Source organism: Endozoicomonas sp. SESOKO2, assembly GCF_024606245.1.
GTDB lineage: Bacteria > Pseudomonadota > Gammaproteobacteria > Pseudomonadales > Endozoicomonadaceae > Endozoicomonas_A.
The window spans coordinates 1-14,131 of the sequence record NZ_JAHHPQ010000643.1 but is presented as its reverse complement, the minus strand read 5'-3'; the positions used below and the strand labels follow the sequence as shown (position 1 = coordinate 14,131).

The following is a 14,131-nucleotide window of genomic DNA, read 5'->3' as shown; positions in this document are numbered from 1 at the left end:
TACCAACGTCGTGTAGTACATGGTAATGGTTACCCAGCTTCAGGTGGAAATTATTAGCTTTAAATCCGGCGTAGATACCCGGAAAACGAATTTCTGGTGCGTTGTACTCTGGTCCATTCTGGTAGACGGTGGCGTAGCCCGTTGGTGTCATCATTTCAATCATGAAGAGCAGAGCAAAAGAGAGAAGCTTTAACAGTCTTCTGTGACAAACAAGCATATAGCTGGTGTAGATCCCATTTGATAATTATTAATTTGTTAGTCAGGATTGACCTGTTAAATAGTATTTTTTATTTATACTCATTGAATCAATTGTTACGATCCCTATGGAGCCAGAGGAAAAATAGCAGTGGGTTCAGGATGTAGCAAGAATGGATTTTTGTGCAATTTGACTGTTGGTTTTGAATTCGTGATATTTACTATCCTGATCGGGAATAAATAGATTGATATCAGGTTGGTTGTGTGTGCAGATATTCTAGAAGAGCCGGAGGAAAAACACCTCTGTTTTAACTGTTTTTAAGCTACTAACCTGATGGCTTAATCACTTTCTTGATTTCAGGGTTGTGTCTGTTTTTACTGTTAACAAGCATTAAAGTCACGTAGACTACCTTCTCAACAGTCTGACCATTTGATACTTTATTTAGTCCAGGCTTTTAAAGTCAGGATGGCCAATCTGATAGTGTCCTGAACAACGAGGCGTTGCGTAAAGCCTGTTTCAATCAATTTAATTACAGCATCACCGACATTAAAGCCAACTATCTTAATTTATCCAGCCAGCCTCTGCCCTGAACTTGGATAGAGAGGACTAATCAGTGGTGGGAGGATGTCACACTGCTTTATAGCCTTTATTCAATGTATAAATGGTATTCTTAACACCCTGAACAATGACAAAACTCGCTTTTACCTGTCGCCCTGTGTATCCGGGTCACTGACAACTGTTTATGAGTTGAGAGGGCGCAGCAAACATTATATCGTAAAGATCCATAGTGGCAGGGTCTGAGTGTTTTAGAGTATGGACAGCCTCTGATTACTTTGTACGCACATTCGGATAATTTGAACAGATTTTCTGTTTTATTGACAGTGATCTTGATGTATCATCGGCGGGATTCTTTCCATCCACCCAATACACTCGGATCGGTAACAGGTAATGCTGAGAATCGCCCAAGAAGCCCTCACTTTCGATGATGTCCTGCTTCTGCCCGGATATTCAGAAGTTCTCCCCAAAGATGTCTCTCTGACCACCAAGCTGACCCGCGAAATCGAGCTGAAAATTCCTCTGATCTCGGCAGCCATGGATACTGTGACTGAAGCCCGTCTGGCCATTGCCATGGCTCAGGAAGGGGGCATTGGCATCATTCACAAGAATATGACCGTTGCTCAACAGGCAAATGAAGTTCGTAAGGTCAAAAAGCATGAAAGCGGTGTCGTCAAGGACCCCATTACAATAGATTCCACTGCGTCGGTCAGGGATCTTCTTGAATTGACCGGTCGTCATAAAATATCCGGAGTGCCCGTTCTGGATGGCAGCGATCTGGTCGGTATTGTCACCAGTCGTGACGTCCGTTTTGTCTCCAATCTGGATATGGTTGTGGCTGATATTATGACGCCTAAGGACAGGCTGGTTACTGTGAAGGAAGGAACCGATCAGGAAGCTGTTCGCAAGTTGCTTCATAAGCATCGTATCGAGAAGGTGCTGGTAGTGAGTGAGGCTTTTAATCTGGTCGGCATGATGACCGTAAAAGATATCAAGAAAGCTCAGGATTATCCTAACGCCAGTAAAGATTCTCACGGCCAGCTGAGAGTGGGTGCTGCAGTAGGCACAGGACCTGAAACCCCTGAGCGTGTTGCTGCTCTGGTCGATGCCGGTGTCGACGTAGTGATCGTTGATACTGCCCACGGCCATTCCAAAGGCGTTATTGAGAGGGTTCGCTGGGTTAAGGAAACCTATCCTCACGTACAGGTCGTCGGCGGCAATATTGCTACCGGTGCAGCCGCCAAAGCCCTGGCCGATGCTGGTGCCGATGGCGTGAAAGTGGGTATTGGTCCTGGCTCCATTTGTACCACTCGTATCGTGACCGGTATTGGCGTACCCCAGATCTCGGCAGTAGCCAATGTTGTGGCAGCGTTGCAAGGAACCGGCATCCCGGTGATCGCTGATGGTGGGATTCGCTTCTCCGGTGACCTGGCTAAAGCCATCGTAGCGGGTGCCAGTGCGGTCATGCTGGGTAGTATGTTGGCAGGTACCGAGGAAGCTCCGGGTGAAGTTGAGCTTTATCAGGGCAGAAGTTACAAAGCTTATCGTGGCATGGGTTCACTTGGTGCCATGGCTCAGGCTTCCGGCTCCAGTGACCGTTACTTCCAGAGTGCAGAAGCCGGTGCCGAGAAGCTGGTCCCGGAAGGTATTGAAGGTCGTGTACCTTACAAAGGGCCGCTGAATGCCATTGTCCACCAGATGGTGGGTGGTCTGCGTGCAGCAATGGGATACACCGGTTCAGCAGATATGAAGACCATGCGTACGGTGCCCGAGTTCGTTCGGGTGACCAATGCGGGTATGAAAGAGTCTCATGTCCATGATGTGACCATTACCAAAGAAGCGCCCAATTACCGGGTGGGTTAATTTGACCATTCCCCTGAACTGTTGGCTATAGCATCCGCAGTTTAATGCCGGATCAGTAACAGGTCTTCGCACACCATGGAGAGGATCTGTTGCTGGTCATAGCAGTTATCTAATGTTGAGAAGACACATGTTAGAGGATATTCACGCCGAACGAATTCTGATTCTGGACTTCGGTTCCCAGTACACCCAGCTGATCGCCCGACGTGTACGTGAGATAGGTGTTTATTGTGAGCTGCATCCCTATGATATGGATGAGCAGGCTATTGTTGAGTTTGCCCCCAAGGCTGTGATTCTTTCGGGTGGACCTGAGTCCGTGACTGGGGACGCTTCGCCCCGTGCACCTCAGGCTGTTTTTGAACTGGGTGTGCCAGTGCTGGGTATCTGCTACGGTATGCAGACTATGGCTGAGCAGATGGGCGGCAGGGTATCGACCTCGAATCTGCGTGAATTCGGTTATGCCGAAGTAAATCTGGAAAACAAGGTCAGGCTGTTCGATGGCATTGAAGACCATGTCAATGAGCAGGGACGTCTGAGTCTGGATGTCTGGATGAGCCATGGTGACAAGGTGTCCCGGCTGCCCAAAGGCTTTGTGGCTGCGGCTTCTACTGATTCCTGTCCTTTTGCAGCCATAGCTTGTGAAGAGAAGCAATACTACGGTGTCCAGTTTCATCCTGAGGTGACTCATACCAAGCAGGGCGGTCGTATCCTGGAACGTTTTGTCATTGATATTGCCGGCTGTCAAAAGCTCTGGACGCCAGGACAGATTATTGAAGATGCTATCGCCCGTGTTCGTGAACAGGTGGGTGACAAGACCGTACTATTGGGGCTCTCCGGTGGTGTTGATTCCAGTGTTGTGGCAGCGCTTCTGCACAAGGCGATTGGTGATCAGCTGGTTTGTGTCTTCGTCGATAATGGTCTGCTTCGTCTGAACGAAGGTGATCAGGTGATGGCCATGTTCGCTGAGAACATGGGGGTGCGTGTTATCCGTGCAGATGCTGAAGAACTGTTTCTGGAAAAGCTGAAAGGCGTTCAGGATCCGGAGGCCAAGCGCAAAATTATTGGTAACACCTTTATTGAAGTCTTTGATCAACAGGCTGTGGCACTGGACAATGTTCAGTTTCTGGCACAGGGCACTATCTATCCCGATGTGATCGAATCAGCAGGTGCAAAATCTGGCAAGGCCCATGTCATCAAGTCTCACCACAATGTGGGGGGATTGCCTGAAGATATGGCTATGGAACTGGTTGAGCCGCTGCGTGAACTGTTCAAGGATGAAGTTCGCAAGATTGGCCTTGAACTGGGGCTGCCTTATGACATGGTGTATCGCCACCCTTTCCCCGGTCCGGGTCTGGGCGTAAGAGTGCTGGCAGAGATCAAGAAAGAGTACTGCGATATTCTCCGTCAGGCGGATGCCATCTTTATTGAAGAACTGCATAAAGCCGACTGGTATCACAAGACCAGTCAGGCCTTTGCTGTGTTCCTGCCGGTTAAATCGGTGGGAGTGGTCGGTGATGGTCGTCGCTATGAGTATGTGGTGGCCTTACGGGCTGTTGAAACCATCGACTTTATGACCGCTCGCTGGGCCCATCTGCCTTATGAGCTGTTGGAGAAGGTCTCCAGCCGGATCATCAACGAGATAGAGCATGTTTCCCGAGTGACTTATGACGTATCCAGTAAGCCACCGGCGACCATTGAGTGGGAATAGCATCGGGCGTTGACCGGTTAAGTGAAATGGAACGGCTTGTCTAAGGATGAGCCGCTTTTTTTTGTAGTATGTAAAAAGAGCGACTGCTGTGATCTGCGCTTGATACAGTCGCTTTGAGAAAGTCAGTTAACAGGTTGTTTAAGTGGAACGAATTAAAAAAAGAGCTTTCAAAATGGTTCCTTACTACATGTAAAGAATTTAAGAAATCATAGAGGTACAGCCATGCCCACAACCAAATTAACATCAAAAGGTCAGATCACTATACCCGCCAGAGTGCGAGCAGATCTGAACCTTAGAGAAGGAGATCAACTCGAGTTCATCCAGCAAGAAGACGGCACCTGGCAGGTTGTTCCTAAAAAACTCAGCATTATGTCGCTGTGTGGAGCCGTTAAGACGAACATAAGTCTTTCAGATGATGATATAAAAGCCTGTATTTCAGAGGGTTATTCCGGGAAGGATAGCAACGACGAAGAAGATGAAAGGGTGGCAGTATGATTAGTCTGGACACCAATATTTTGCTCCGATTTCTGACTCAGGATCACCCATCTCACGTCCATACAAGCTTTCAGGTTATTCATGCAGTTCATACCTGAACATCAGGGGTATATATCAGAACCCGTTATGCTGGAGATTTATTTCACTCTGCAAAGAGGCTGCTCATTTGACCAAGATGCTCAAAAATATCTGGGAATGCAAAAGCCATGATTAAACTCTGGTGTGTGGGAACCAGAGAAATTGTCGGGTTCATTAACTAAAGGTAGCGACCTGGATTGCTTCCATATCCCTGTTGCGCCAGAGGTCATAGTTAACCTGCATATTCAGCCACAGCTTAGGAGAGGTATTGCAAGCCTTAGCTAATTTGTAAGCCATCTCAACACTGACATTTGATCTCTGGTTAACCAGTTCAGACAGGGTTTTACGCGCAACTCCCAGATGCTTGGCAGCTTCGGTTACGCTGATATTCAGTGGTTCCAGATAAGATTCTTTGAGAACCTCGCCCGGGTGCATTGGGTTAAACATAATGAATCCTCTCCTAGTGATATTCTCTATGACTTGCTCCCATGCCACAGAGGTTGTCGCAAAATTCTCTCAGCGTAGTGATAAAAATGTCATTTGTCAGGAAAAAAACAGTCTAGCCTTCACACCTTGCAACAGGTTCCAGTCAACAGCCATTAATGGGATGCTGAATAAACTGGAATAGACCCACTAAAACGGTGGCCACAGGATGAAATCGCACCGATAGTCACCTGACACTGGCGATAAACACCTGCCTCTAAAATCACGGCTGCTCCGCTGTATGGGTGATCACAACCGGAAACCTTTCCCATGACGATGTCGCACTGACGGTAGGCTCCATTGTGTTTAATGACTGCTGTGCCGGTGTACTTCAGGCCGCACTGGCTGAGCTGCCCGTGGTTGATCGAACAGGTTCGGTACTCTCCGGCAACGGTAATGCCTGATACCATCAGGCTAAACAGCAATATCCAGAACTTCATTAAAAGGCCCGGGGAAAACTCTGTGGCTGCATAATATCTCGATCATCAGAGCAGTTCATCAGGACTAATACCTGTCTCGTTCCAATGCTCCAGACGTTATCTCAAGAGGTGGAGTTCAGTGTTAGGGTGCATGCATTCTGGAGCATGGGAACAAGCTGTAAAGGCTAACTGCCTGAAAAATCTGTTTTTTTAGAAAGCAAAGTTTCTTTAGCTGAATTTCACGGTTGTTAATCAAGCAGCGATGTGCATAATTACCGGCCATCAGCAGGGGTAACGTGACAGGATATTGTCGCTGCGCCTCTGCCTGTGATCCTCTTAATAAACACCATAACGGATGAGTCCGCTTATGAGTGAAAGGGCACTTTCCTGTGAATGTCAGAGGAAGTTCCCACAACAATCAGCCATTGATCCATTGGATCTCCGGATCAAGGTTAAAAGTAGAGGCGCACCGTTTATCAGTAATCCGTAGCAGGTTGACACCGAGTGTCCTGGGTTGGCCAGGGCCGAGAGCCGGATGAAAGGAAAAGGTGCCGAAGCAGAGTCGTCGTCAAACTCATCTGCTGGTGGTGCATCGAAGAGGTGTATCACTGTCACGGTTTTTACTGTGGAGCGCTACTGGACAATCGTTTCTGAAAGACTCTGCCCAAAAGGCAGGTTGCTCGGCAACAGGCAAATACGGGGCCAATCCGGTCGTATTCTGCTTCAATCCATTGCCCTCCTGATCCTATATCGTGAATTAAGCTTAATGTCAGCAGTCATGGAACTTCTGCTCATCGAGCGTTTTCACTCACAAGATCAGTCTTTATGGAATTACTTGGTTACAGCACATCACCCCTTTCACTGGTCGCTCCGGCAGTGGCTATTATTCTGGCGATCCTGACCCGTCATGTACTCTTTTCCCTTGGCGCAGGTATCCTTGCAGGCGCTCTGCTACTGACTGACTTCAGTGTCAGCAATACGTTTACTTATCTCCTGAACAGTTTTACCGAAATTTTTTGGGATAATGGTATCAATACGGGCACTGTCTTTATTCTGCTCTTTCTGGTGATGCTCGGCATCATTACCACCCTGATTGATGTTTCCGGTGGCGCGAGGGCCTTTGGTGAATGGGCCCGCCAGAGAGTGAAAACCCGTCAGGGATCACAACTGGTTACTGTTTTGCTGGGTATCATTATCTTCATTGACGATTACTTTAACGCACTGGCCGTTGGTAATATCGGTCGCCCTATGACAGACCGTCATGGCGTCTCCAGAGCAAAGCTGGCTTACCTGATCGACTCAACGGCTGCACCTGTGTGCGTTATTACCCCTGTCTCCAGCTGGGGGGCCTACATCATTGCCCTGATTGGCAGTATTCTGGTGGCCCATGAAGTGACCGATGTCAGTGCTATTGGTGCTTTTGTCAGTATGGTACCGATGAACCTCTATGCTGTCTTTGCTCTGGCGCTGGTGTTTTGTACTGCGGCTATGGATTTGAATGTTGGTCCTATGCTGACCCATGAGCGCCGTGCTCAAGCCGGTGAACTCTATGACAGTCGAAAGGGAACGCCACCGGGCTCATCTGAAGCTATCAGTAGCAGTGAAAAAGGGACGGTTGCTGATCTGGTGATTCCTGTTCTGGCTTTGGTGATCGCAACGACTGCCTCCCTGATTGCAACAGGCGCTTCTGCGCTTCAGGAAGCCGGTACGCCATTTTCTATCCTGGGCGCTTTTGAAAACACCAATGTCGTCAACTCTCTGATCTATGGTGGTCTTGTTGGCCTTCTGGTTACGGCAGTCAGGATGCTCAGCCATAATCTGGATGCCTCAACCTGGGGAAAAGCGGTTGTTGAAGGTACCCGCTCCATGCTGCCTGCCATTTACATTCTGGTGCTGGCCTGGGTGCTGGTGGATATCATCAGCTCACTGGAAACCGGCAAGTATCTGGCCGGGGTGGTCAGCAGCTCAAAGATTGATACGGGCTATTTACCTCTGATCCTGTTTGTGGTCTCCGGCGCTATGGCTTTCTCTACCGGTACCAGTTGGGGCACGTTTGGTATCATGCTGCCCATAGCGGGAGATATGGCAGCGGCTGCCGATATTGCCATGATTTTGCCTATGCTGGCTGCTGTTCTGGCAGGTGCAGTGTTTGGTGATCACTGCTCACCGATCTCCGATACCACGATTCTGTCGTCCACAGGGGCCTCTTGTCACCATATTGATCATGTGGTGACTCAGCTTCCTTATGCCCTGAGCATCGCTGCTGTGGCTATGTTGGGCTATCTGGTGATGGGTCTGACAGATTCCTCAATGACGGGCTTTCTTGCTTCCGGAGCCGGTTTTATTCTGCTTGTGTTTTTATTTCGTAAGATATCCGCTAAGCAAATGGTCAAGTCTGCAGATCATCAGTTGGCAAAATAAGCTTTGACGGTATTCATAGCTAAGTCATGTCGGAAGCTAAACCATATCGGAAGATTTTTTCCTCTGGCTGCCGAAACATTACATTAATAGTAAGCTGTAATTGATACCACATCAGAAGGCATGGATGCCTTCACCCGGAGCAGGGAAGCTATGAGTTTCGACAAACTGATGAAAGCCGTTGCCCGCAACAATCAGCTGGGTGAACTGGATTTTCGCGATAACCGCTATTACCTCACTATCGACAGCCGCATTGAGTTCACCTGTTTTCAGGCCAATGGGCGGTTCTTTATCCACGGCATCATTGCCCAGTTGCCACCCGGTGAAAAAGATCGGGAAAATCTACTCCGTAACCTGATGACCAAAACCGTGGGTCTGGCAACTACCCAGCGGGTTATTTTGTCGATAGAGCCTGACAAAGACTCATTAGCTTTACACTACTCCTGCCCGCTTCAGGGGATGGATGAAGACCTCGTTGAGAATGCTCTGGCTGAGTTCGCCAATAACTTTGAGTATTACCTCGTAGAAATCAGTCAGGAACAGACTGTCATACCAACTATGCCAACGATGATCATGCCATGACGGATAATATTTCTCACAGTTTGTTTGGCTGTCTTGTTACCTGGGCAGAAAACTCAATCGGTGGGTATAACGGACTGCGTAAGGCTAACGAAGCCTTTTTGAAAGCAGTGGTTCGTTACAGCCGTTTTGATGAGCTTCATCTGTTTCTTCATGAAAGCCAGATCGACGCTTTCAGGCAAGACTGGAAAGAATACCTGAGTCAGCATGGGGCGGGTAAAAATATCAATATTCTACCGGTTCATGATCTGCCTTCCTGTTTGCAGCAACATGTTTATAGCGTTTTTCATTCGGGTGATCCCTATATCTCTGATCTGGCCTCTCTGCGTGAAAGACACGCTTGCAGACTATTTCCTATCACCGGCAGGGCTCACAGTCTGAGTGATGATGCTCGTTTATCCCGGGTCAGGGATTTGATTTTCTCCCCCATCAAACCCTGTGATTCCATAATCTGTAGCTCCAAAGCCCAGAAAAAGGTAATGAAGCGTCTGATCTCTTCGGCCAGTGCCAGTGTCAGTGACACTGTTGGCAGGGCTATTCCTTATCGTGGGCAGGTGAGCCTGATGCCACTGGGTATTGAGCCAGCCAGACAAGAGACCGTTGCTTCCAGGGAGGCCAAGGTGCCTCAGATACTCTGTCTTGGCAGGCTATCCGCAGCCGATAAAATGGACCTTCATCCGTTACTGCTGGCATTGAATGATCTGTTTGAAGAGGGAACGGTTACCCGCTTTCAGCTGGTGATTGCCGGAAGTGGTGATGCCTCCGGCGAATATGTTCATTCATTACTGGCTCAGGCCTATGAGCTCAATCTTGAAGACTGTATTCGCTTTGAACTCTCTGTTGATGACGAGAAGCGTGAGCAATTACTAGCGGAAGCGGATGTGTTTGTTTCTCTCGCTGACAATGTTCAGGAGAGTTTTGGGCTGGCACCGGTAGAAGCTATGAGGGCAGGTATCCCTGTGATTCTTTCCGACTGGAATGGCTATCGAGACCTCATTGTTTCCGGGCAGGAAGGCTTCCTGATCAAAACCGCATCGGCAGACCATGATGATATTTCCCGTTCTCTCAGTCTTGTCAGCAAAACTCAGGCTCAACTGATTCAGGCTCAGGGAGTGGCGGTTGACATAGACGCGCTGAAACTAGCGTTATCGACATTGCTAATGGATGAATCTGTCCGGGAAAAGATGTCTGAAGCGGCAATCCGGAGAGTCAATGAGACCTTCAGCTGGCCTCTGCTGATTGAGCAGTATCACAAACTGGTAGAAGAACTGGGGCAGGAAGCTTCAAGAATACGACACCATCAGGGCAGGGCAGTGGGGATGCCCTATCAGGAGGTGTTTGGGCATTATGCTACTGTGGCTCTGCAAGAAACAGACGTTCTGGTAACCACTGATAGAGGTCTGCGGGTTCTGCTGATGTCGGAGAAAGGTTTCTTTTTCAATCAGTTGAGTCATCTCCTTGATAAAAACGAGATAAGAGAGGTTATCAGGAAACTCGTTACACCTCAGAGTGTCAGCAATATCCAAAAGCTGTTTCCTGACAGGCAGCCGTTATTGTTTTTATTATCCTGGATGTTGAAGTATCAACTGGTTGCTTTTTCTATTGAGACAGAGGCAGGTAAGCCCTCTTTCGCGAAATTGCCAGACTGGTACAAGGTTGAAGATCCATGTCTGGTGAATGGTCTGGTATTTCCGGAGCAGCTGAGGTCTAAATGGATCAAGCCTGTTATCAATCAATACGTTCAACTCAGTCAGAGTTATGTCAATGACATTGATAGTTCTGGTGAGGGTTCCGAAAGTAGCTTGATTCAATCTATTGCCCAGTCAGTCATTGAGTGGATGGATGACAGGCTCCTTCAGGCTATAGGCTGGTTGGCAGAAGATCACACCCTGTCCGGCTACGGTGAAGTGTTAAAGTTGCTGGAATCCAAGGGGGTGGAAACACTGATTGACGCTTATCCTCATTGGTATCGAAACATTCAGAAGGAATTTTTCCAACGAGTCAGATTGACCCGTACACTCTTGAGTCGGGTGAAGCGGGACTTGTCAGAGATCAATCATTACTTTTTCTCGGGGAGCCATCAGCCAGCAGAGAGCCATCAGCCAGCAGAGAGCCATCAGCCAACAGAGAGCCGTCAGCTGACTTCTGGTCTGACCTCTATCCGTGATTTGCAATTAGACGTAGGATCACCCGTTTACCAATTGACGTTTAATAATGGTGAACACCTGGTTTATAAATTGAGAGACCTCGCCATTGACCAGTTATTACTGGGAGAGAATCAGAGTATGGCCCAGTCAGTGAATGCCTGGGTACAGGACTCAGAAGCTCTGGGTGTATTCAGGATACTGAATAAGTCTTCCTATGGTTATGTTGAGTTTATTGCATCGGAAACCGTTTCCAAGAGCGATGATCTGGAAACTTACCATCGTCGCATGGGAGTGGCAGCAGGCTTCTGTCTTATGTCGGGTCTGACTGACATTCACAGCAAAAATCTTCATATCAATGATAACAAGCCTTACCTCATTGATGCCGAGACGGCTCTTCATAATCCTGTGATGATGCAATTGCAGGCAGAGTTGCAAAATCCCGAGTTGAGCTTTCTGAGAGGCATGCGGGATTCCAGTCTTGGCCTGACGGGTCTGATGAAGGTTTGGGAAAATTTTCATCTCTGCAAGACCCGATACAGCTCAGTCAAACTGGAAAATGGTGAGCTGGTGGCTGAACAGCCGCAAACGGCCACTTCTTTTCTTGATCATCTGCTGATGGAAAAGGGTCGGCACTCTCTGGATGGTCGACATCCTTCAGTAGCCTCTCAATATGGCAGAGCATTTGTGGAAGGCTTCAAAGGCTCGGTGTCCGCTATTTCCGAACATTCAGAGCAGTGGTTTGATTACCTGAAGTCCATGGCGGGTTTTGAGGTCAGGTATCAGCCGCGTTGGAATCTGAATGATGCCCGCAAACAGTTTCGAGACCTTCACGTTGCCAGAGAGCTGCAAGACCTTTCCAGAGAGCGCCGCGAAGAGTATTGCCAGCGTCTGGCAAAACGAATTACGCTGGCTGGGGAGCTTTCTCAGCGCTGGCTTGATGCCTCGTGGCAGGAGCCGGTCAGTGTCCTGGCTGAATCAGTGGCCGAAGGTTGGTTGGCCATGGAGCAGCGTGATTTTGTCAGAAAGCTTGGGGAGTCAGGAGTTTTTGTCCAGCGATACGACGGAACCCTGCAGGAAGTCAGTCGTCATTACTTCTCTGACAATTCGATAGAAAAACAGGCAGAGTTGATTGCCAAACTGTCGGATCACAAGCTCAGGGACCGATTCCTCAATGCCTGTCAGCAGATGATTGAAAGTTGGTTTGAACAACATATCAATGCCGGAGAAGGGATGCCTGAGGAGCTCAGGCAGGCTGTTATGGAGGCGCTGGCCGACAGTGAAAGGAAGGCTTAACCCTTCCTGATGTTCTCCAATAACTCTTTTGCCATGGTGGCGGTCTCTTCGTCACCTTCCTTGTTGGCCGTAGTCAGGTAATCTTCACCTTCCTTATTTCTGCCTTCCATCATCAGCGCCATACCGATAAAGGCTTTGACAGTAGGATTGTCGGGATCTTTTGGAATGGCTTCCTTGTGAAGAATCTCCAGGGCTTCCTGATTCATCTTTTTATTAATGAAGGTCAGGGCAAAGCCCAGAGTGGGGAGGACGCTGTCAGGTCTGGCTTTCTCCAGAGCGCTGAAAATACCGAAAGCATGTTTTGACATACCCACGCTGGAGGCCATAAAGCCTATATCTGCCAGGGTTTTGATTATTTTTTCATCGGTCATGTTTCAGGCCTCTTGCTGTTTGCCCGGCTTATAACTTCTGGATAATACTCTGGAGTGTGTCCTTGATGGATTTAATGATACTGGATCTCAAACCCTCAATGATCATATATTTATTGAACTCGACCTGAAACTCCACCATGTCTTTGGTGTTGTTCGGGTCCATGTTGGTTATTTTGGTTTTCAGGTTCTGATCAAGATTTTCAGCTGTTTTGCCAAATACGTCTTGCACATGATCAAAGTTAAAGTGGTTGGCTCTTTGTTCTGCCATTGTCCCTCTCCCTGTCAGACTGTTCTCTAGCCGTCAGACGTTGTTTAATCAGCGCTTTTTGTGATGCCTGTTCCAGGTCTTGTCAACGACTTCAGTAGCAGCTATCAAGGCAGTGATCAGCTTGTCGTTGGTTTCAAACTGATCGGGGGAAAGCCCTTTGTCCCGCTCAGACTTCAGACGAAAGGCTTCATCCACTAATTCCTTCAGCACCTTGTCCCTGAGTTCACCGTCGGTATCAAGAATAAGTCGATCTTCGAGGTCGGAGAGATGAATTTTTTCACTGTCGGTTTGTGGATCCTTCACTGTTGCCTCCAAGACGATATTTGATCCGATCTGTGCCTTTTGATAATAAAAGATAGTCAAGATTAATATCTTCAATTATATACCCGTTGGCCAGTTTTGCGCCGATCAGGTATTTGGCCCCGTCATCCATGGTCACAAAGGGCACCCTTCCCATACTCACTGACCGAATCTTCAGAGAAGGAGCCAGTGGTGTACTTACCACTCTGGCAGGTGCTCCAGCTGTTTTGGTCGCTAATCTCAGCTGGGGCTGATTGCCGTACTGTTTTCTGAAACGTGTGACCACATCGTTCAGGTTATATACCTGTTCATCGTCCAAGAGGTGGCCTTCTAAAGTGATTTGATTAGGTTTTTGTATCAAATGTATACGAGGGCTCAGGCCTTTCTCCCTGAGCATGGACTTGAGGGTGTTCAGGCGACCGGCCTGATTTTCTACCTGATCGACAATGGAAACCAGTCCGTGGACCTCTTGTTTCAGGTTGGCAATGATTTTCTGCAGCTCTTCTGAGCTGGGAGCATAACCTGTCATTACCAACGAGCCAGGGGAGTTATCCAACTCAAGGCTGAGAGATTTATGACCCTGATTCTTTAAAAGTGCATCGGCGTTAGCTCTTAACTCGCTCATGACGACCAGCTGTGAACTGAAAGGAATCCCTTTCTCGCGAAGTTCACGCTGGATCATCTGTTTGTCACTCATTGTCAGGGTATAGCCAGAGATCAGAACGCTCTGGTCAGGAAGCTCTTTCAGTTTGATGTTTTTCTGATTGAGTTGATTTCGGATCTGTTTAGCCTGATCAAGATGGCTCATTTCAGGAGGTGCCTCTTCAGGACCGCCTGAAAGCAGCACGATAAGAAGCAGGAAAAATGCAAAAATGCCTGCCGGGATTCCTATCAACCATTTCCGGTCAATATTCTTCAGAGGATTTTCATACTCCTCTGAGTCGTCTTCCTCTCCATCTGC

The 14,131-nt window shown here is 48.2% G+C and carries 12 protein-coding genes and 1 riboswitch; of the genes, 6 read left to right on the top strand and 6 right to left on the bottom strand.

From position 1 onward, the window contains the following. The first annotated feature begins 1,144 nt into the window (after positions 1-1,144). The 3 genes from guaB (at position 1,145) to KDK17_RS16030 (ending at position 4,814) form a co-directional block, all read left to right on the top strand. Entirely contained in the window at positions 1,145-2,614 is a 1,470-nt protein-coding gene (guaB, locus tag KDK17_RS16040; protein WP_257253117.1) for an IMP dehydrogenase, read from the top strand. A gap of 127 nt (positions 2,615-2,741) precedes the next feature. Then, positions 2,742-4,319 carry a glutamine-hydrolyzing GMP synthase gene (guaA, locus tag KDK17_RS16035; protein ID WP_257288511.1) on the top strand — a complete coding sequence of 526 codons (1,578 nt, stop codon included), beginning with the start codon at positions 2,742-2,744 and terminating at the stop codon, positions 4,317-4,319. A 222-nt stretch (positions 4,320-4,541) separates the two neighbouring features. Then, the gene (locus tag KDK17_RS16030; RefSeq protein ID WP_257288510.1) at positions 4,542-4,814 is read left to right on the top strand and encodes an AbrB/MazE/SpoVT family DNA-binding domain-containing protein; all 273 of its coding nucleotides are present in this window, start codon (positions 4,542-4,544) and stop codon (positions 4,812-4,814) included. Positions 4,815-5,066: 252 nt separating this feature from the next. Here KDK17_RS16030 and KDK17_RS16025 read toward each other — a convergent pair whose 3' ends face one another. Further along, positions 5,067-5,339: a HigA family addiction module antitoxin gene (locus KDK17_RS16025; RefSeq protein WP_257288509.1), complete on the bottom strand. Its 273-nt coding sequence runs from the start codon at positions 5,337-5,339 to the stop codon at positions 5,067-5,069. Between the two features lie 152 nt (positions 5,340-5,491). Further along, positions 5,492-5,815: a hypothetical protein gene (locus KDK17_RS16020; protein WP_257288508.1), complete on the bottom strand. Its 324-nt coding sequence runs from the start codon at positions 5,813-5,815 to the stop codon at positions 5,492-5,494. A gap of 430 nt (positions 5,816-6,245) precedes the next feature. Then, positions 6,246-6,438, top strand: a riboswitch (Lysine riboswitch). A gap of 181 nt (positions 6,439-6,619) precedes the next feature. On the opposite strand from KDK17_RS16020, the gene KDK17_RS16015 reads away from it, so the two are divergent. From KDK17_RS16015 to KDK17_RS16005, 3 genes are all read left to right on the top strand, one after another. Continuing rightward, the gene (locus tag KDK17_RS16015) at positions 6,620-8,215 is read left to right on the top strand and encodes a Na+/H+ antiporter NhaC family protein (RefSeq protein ID WP_257282271.1); all 1,596 of its coding nucleotides are present in this window, start codon (positions 6,620-6,622) and stop codon (positions 8,213-8,215) included. A 150-nt stretch (positions 8,216-8,365) separates the two neighbouring features. After that, on the top strand, positions 8,366-8,794 hold the full coding sequence (locus tag KDK17_RS16010) for a CesT family type III secretion system chaperone (protein WP_257253110.1): 429 nt from the start codon (positions 8,366-8,368) through the stop codon (positions 8,792-8,794). Then, positions 8,791-12,231, top strand: coding sequence for a DUF4135 domain-containing protein (locus tag KDK17_RS16005; protein ID WP_257288507.1), 3,441 nt, complete (start codon positions 8,791-8,793; stop codon positions 12,229-12,231). The genes KDK17_RS16010 and KDK17_RS16005 overlap by 4 nt, the downstream gene beginning before the upstream one ends. On the opposite strand, the gene KDK17_RS16000 is transcribed toward KDK17_RS16005, so the two are convergent. From KDK17_RS16000 to sctD, 4 genes are all read right to left on the bottom strand, one after another. Then, complete coding sequence (locus KDK17_RS16000; protein ID WP_257282269.1) at positions 12,228-12,602, bottom strand: M48 family metallopeptidase; 375 nt, start codon at positions 12,600-12,602, stop codon at positions 12,228-12,230. The two genes, KDK17_RS16005 and KDK17_RS16000, sit on opposite strands and share 4 nt — an antisense overlap. A 28-nt stretch (positions 12,603-12,630) precedes the next feature. Beyond that, the gene (gene sctF / locus KDK17_RS15995) at positions 12,631-12,870 is read right to left on the bottom strand and encodes a type III secretion system needle filament subunit SctF (RefSeq protein WP_257282268.1); all 240 of its coding nucleotides are present in this window, start codon (positions 12,868-12,870) and stop codon (positions 12,631-12,633) included. A gap of 48 nt (positions 12,871-12,918) precedes the next feature. Next, the gene (locus KDK17_RS15990) at positions 12,919-13,173 is read right to left on the bottom strand and encodes an EscE/YscE/SsaE family type III secretion system needle protein co-chaperone (protein WP_257282267.1); all 255 of its coding nucleotides are present in this window, start codon (positions 13,171-13,173) and stop codon (positions 12,919-12,921) included. Next, the coding region (sctD, locus tag KDK17_RS15985; RefSeq protein WP_257288506.1) for a type III secretion system inner membrane ring subunit SctD at positions 13,148-14,131 on the bottom strand (984 nt) is incomplete at its 5' end. The genes KDK17_RS15990 and sctD, both read right to left, overlap by 26 nt.

Excerpts from the sequence above, each read along its gene's own strand:
- guaB (WP_257253117.1), top strand. The coding sequence starts at position 1,145 with ATGCTGAGAATCGCCCAAGAAGCCCTCACTTTCGATGATGTCCTGCTT.
- guaA (WP_257288511.1), top strand. The coding sequence starts at position 2,742 with ATGTTAGAGGATATTCACGCCGAACGAATTCTGATTCTGGACTTCGGT.
- KDK17_RS16030 (WP_257288510.1), top strand. The coding sequence starts at position 4,542 with ATGCCCACAACCAAATTAACATCAAAAGGTCAGATCACTATACCCGCC.
- KDK17_RS16025 (WP_257288509.1), bottom strand. The coding sequence starts at position 5,339 with ATGTTTAACCCAATGCACCCGGGCGAGGTTCTCAAAGAATCTTATCTG.
- KDK17_RS16020 (WP_257288508.1), bottom strand. The coding sequence starts at position 5,815 with ATGAAGTTCTGGATATTGCTGTTTAGCCTGATGGTATCAGGCATTACC.
- KDK17_RS16015 (WP_257282271.1), top strand. The coding sequence starts at position 6,620 with ATGGAATTACTTGGTTACAGCACATCACCCCTTTCACTGGTCGCTCCG.
- KDK17_RS16010 (WP_257253110.1), top strand. The coding sequence starts at position 8,366 with ATGAGTTTCGACAAACTGATGAAAGCCGTTGCCCGCAACAATCAGCTG.
- KDK17_RS16005 (WP_257288507.1), top strand. The coding sequence starts at position 8,791 with ATGACGGATAATATTTCTCACAGTTTGTTTGGCTGTCTTGTTACCTGG.
- KDK17_RS16000 (WP_257282269.1), bottom strand. The coding sequence starts at position 12,602 with ATGACCGATGAAAAAATAATCAAAACCCTGGCAGATATAGGCTTTATG.
- sctF (WP_257282268.1), bottom strand. The coding sequence starts at position 12,870 with ATGGCAGAACAAAGAGCCAACCACTTTAACTTTGATCATGTGCAAGAC.